Origin of the sequence: uncultured Campylobacter sp., from assembly GCF_937949835.1 — a bacterium.
GTDB lineage: Bacteria > Campylobacterota > Campylobacteria > Campylobacterales > Campylobacteraceae > Campylobacter_B.
Genome location: NZ_CALEDC010000518.1, coordinates 1 through 1611 on the forward strand (window position 1 = coordinate 1; position 1611 = coordinate 1611).

1 protein-coding gene is annotated in these 1611 nt (G+C 43.5%); it reads left to right on the forward strand.

Translation table 11 applies throughout. The features are described from left to right. The coding region (locus Q0256_RS11470; RefSeq protein ID WP_297963244.1) for a phosphoethanolamine transferase at positions 1–1259 on the forward strand (1259 nt) is incomplete at its 5' end. Positions 1260–1611 lie beyond the last annotated feature (352 nt).

Consider the following 1611-nt stretch of genomic DNA (forward strand, 5'->3'; position numbering starts at 1 on the left):
TGGCGATTTACGTGCTGTTGCTGGGCATTTTGCCCTGCGTGCTGATTGCTCGCTCGCGCGTTAGCTACCGTCCGCTTAAATTTGAAATTTTAGCTAAGCTCAAAGTAGCGGGCATTTGCATAATAATCATTGCGGCGCTGCTTTTCGGATTTAGCAAATACTACGCGTCGTTTTTCAGAGAGCATAAAATTTTACGCAGCTACGCAAATCCCGGATATTGGATCTACAGCGGCGTTAAATTTGCCGCAAAATCTAAAAAGCAGGGCTCGCAGCCTCTGATGCAAATCGCTACGGACGCGCATATCGATGAAAATTCTACAAGCTCAAAAAAGCTCGTCGTCGTAGTCGTGGGCGAAGCGGCGAGAGCGGATAGATTTTCGCTAAACGGCTACGAGCGAGATACTAATCCGCTACTAGCCAAAGAGCAGGGTGTCGTAAGCCTAAGCAATACCCATTCTTGCGGCACTTCGACGGCGCAAAGCGTGCCGTGCATGTTTTCGCTGCTAAATCGAGAGGAATTTAGCGTCGAAAAGGCTGCGGAGGAGCAAAACGTATTAGACATACTAAGCCGCGCTGATGACATGGCGATTTTGTGGCGCGATAATAATTCCGATTCCAAAGGTGTGGCGCTGCGCGTAAAATATCAGGATTTTAAAATTCCGCAAAATAATCCGATCTGCGATGTGGAGTGTAGGGATGAGGGGATGCTTGCGGGGCTTGATAAATTTGTCTCCGAAAACGCGGGCAAAGACGTATTAATCGTGCTGCATCAGATGGGCAATCACGGACCTGCGTATTTCAAGCGTTATAAGAAAGAATTTGAAAAATTTAGCCCCGTTTGTCGCGATAACGAGCTTGAAAACTGCTCGCAGCAAGAAATTTCAAACGCCTACGATAACGCGATTTTATACACGGATTATTTTTTAAGTAGGGTTATAAATTTTTTAAAACCGTATTCTAAGACGCACGAAACGGCGATGATCTATATGAGCGATCACGGCGAGAGTCTCGGCGAGGGCGGCGTTTATCTGCACGGTATGCCCTATCTTTTCGCTCCCGAGGCGCAAAAGCATATCGGCGCTATCGTTTGGCTAGGTGAGGGAGAAATGCGCGAAAGATATGATCTAAGCGCGCTTAAATCGCATAAGGATGACGCTTTTTCGCACGATAATCTTTTTCATACGCTGCTTGGAATTTTTGAAGTAGATACTAAGGTGTATAACAAGGATTTGGATATTTTAAGCGGAGTGAAAAATTAGAATTTTGCGCTAAATTTCGTCGTAAATTGTGAGTGAAATTTTAGCAATAAAAAATTCTATTGGCAAAATTCTAATTTAAGCTTAGTTTGAAATTTCATCCCAAGTTTGGGCGAAATCTACTCTAAAATTTTTATGCAAAAGCTAAAAGAAGGGCAAAGTGCTGCAAAAACTCAATCTCTCATTTATCGTTGCGAGCTATGAATTTTAAATTTCATTAGAAATTTTACGTGCAGTTTTGATAAATGCCTGCGCTAGATGGTTTAGACGTTTGCCTTTTTTGTAGGCTATTATCAGCGTATTATCGAGCTCGCGCGCGCCTACGTCAAAGAGCTTTATCCTACTTGCCTTATCT